2 protein-coding genes are annotated in these 1,896 nt (G+C 52.1%); both read left to right on the top strand.

Going from position 1 to position 1,896, the window contains the following annotated elements; all coding sequences use genetic code 11:
* The coding region (locus QME66_13640) for a nitrilase-related carbon-nitrogen hydrolase (GenBank protein MDI6809988.1) at window positions 1–484 on the top strand (484 nt) is incomplete at its 5' end.
* A gap of 113 nt (window positions 485–597) precedes the next feature.
* A complete protein-coding gene (locus tag QME66_13635; GenBank protein MDI6809987.1) occupies window positions 598–1,776 on the top strand; it encodes an FAD-binding oxidoreductase in 1,179 nt (392 codons plus the stop codon).
* The last annotated feature ends 120 nt before the right edge of the window (window positions 1,777–1,896 follow it).

The raw sequence follows: 1,896 nt of genomic DNA, 5'->3' as shown, positions 1-1,896 counted from the left end.
TCTTTTTAATCCCGATGGGAAGTTGATCGCCAGATATCGGAAGATCCATCTCTTCGGATATGGATCCCAGGAGAGCCAGATTCTTTCACGCGGCAGTGAAGTGGTGGTGGTTGAAACCCCCCTGGGTAAAATTGGAATGTGCACCTGCTACGACCTACGGTTTCCGGAACTCTTCAGGATCATGCTGGATAAAGGCGCTGAATTATTTTTGGTAGCCTCGGGATGGCCCTATCCACGGTTGGAACACTGGTTGATGTTTAACCGCATCAGGGCCATTGAGAACAGCGCCTTCTTGATCTCAAGCAACTGCGCGGGAAAGAACCGGGGAATCCAGTTCTGCGGTCACAGCATGATCGTCAACCCCTGGGGAACCGTTCTTGCAAGCGGCGGGGATGAGGAATGCATCCTTCAGGCAGAGATCAATATTGAGAAGGTTGCGTCCGTCAGGAAGGAATTTCCAGCCGTCAGGGATCGAATCTATTAGGCAGAAGCTTTCTAATAAAATTCAAACATATTTCCCCTTGAGTTGCCCTATGGCTTCCTAATCTGTTGCTTAGCAGATAAGGGCTCAGGAAAATTGGGATGAGAATTTCATAGATGAACCGAGAACGGAATTTCGACCTTCTCATCATCGGCGGCGGCGTGATGGGGTCGAGCATCGCCTTTCATCTTGCCAATGACGGGTTTAAGGGAAGGATTGCTGTTTTTGAGAAAGATCCTTCCTACGAGCGCGCTTCAACCCTCCTCAGTGTGGGCGGCATCCGGCGGCAGTTCAGCACAGAGGTAAATGTACGGCTCTCCCAACACAGTCTCGCCTTTTATCGGGAGTTCGGTGAACGGATGGAGGTGGGTGGAGATCGGCCTGAGATCGATTTTAAACCCCGGGGATATCTCTTCCTCGGAAGCGAGAAGAACTGGCCTATTCTTGTGAAACATCAGGCTTTCCAGAAATCGCTGGGTGTGGAGACCCGGCTCCTCAATATCGATGAAACACTTCAACTCATTCCCGATCTTAACACCGATGACCTTGTCGGCTCCTCTTTTTCTGCCGGTGATGGGTATATGGATCCACATGGCGTGCTTCAGGGATTTGTAAGAAAGGCAAGAGACCTCGGTGTGACATATCTCCATCAGGAGGTGGTTGAGATTCTGCGGAAAGGGGATCGCCTTGAAGGAGTGAAGACAAAAGATGGAACGGCCTTCTTTTCCAATTCGATTGTCAATGCGGCTGGTCCCTATGCGGGTGAAGTGGGAAAGATGGCAGGGATAGAAATCCCGGTTGTTCCTGTTCGGAGGATGGTCTATCTGTTAAAGCCGCCGCGGCTCTTCGACTACGACCTTCCTCTCACCATCGATACCTCCAGTGTCTATTTCCTTCACGAAACCGGCAAACAGATCCTTACGGGAAAATCCCGAAAGGAAGAGCCGTCTGGATTCAATTATGTGTGGGACCGAAATTATTTCCAGGAAGCGATCTGGCCCTCTCTTGCTCACCGTATCCCCCTGTTCGACAAGCTGAAAGTGGTCAGCGGGTGGGCAGGACTCTATGAGGTCAACCAGTGGGACTCCAACGGAATCATCGGAGAGCATCCGGAGGTGCGGGGTTTCTACGTGGCGGTCGGATTCAGTGGTCACGGGTTTCAGCAGGCGCCCGCTGTGGGCAAAGCGCTTTCGGAATGGATTCGCCTCAGGCGTTACGAGACCGTGGATGTCAGTCCGCTGGGCTATGAGCGGATCCTTGAAGGAAGAAAGGTGCTGGAGGAGGAAGTGATTTAAACGATGGACGAAGGACGAAGGACGATAGACGATGAACAATGAGGGCGGGCTCGAACCATGAAAATACTCCGGGTGTTTGGGGTTACGGCTACGAAGCCCCTGCCTACCGACAGGCAGGCG

The organism is Candidatus Eisenbacteria bacterium, from assembly GCA_030017955.1.
In the GTDB taxonomy this organism is placed as follows: domain Bacteria; phylum Eisenbacteria; class RBG-16-71-46; order JASEGR01; family JASEGR01; genus JASEGR01.
This window is presented reverse-complemented; position numbering and strand designations above follow the sequence as displayed.

What these genes read in the sequence shown, in the direction of transcription:
- QME66_13635 (MDI6809987.1), top strand. Translation starts at nt 598, where the DNA reads ATGAACCGAGAACGGAATTTCGACCTTCTCATCATCGGCGGCGGCGTG.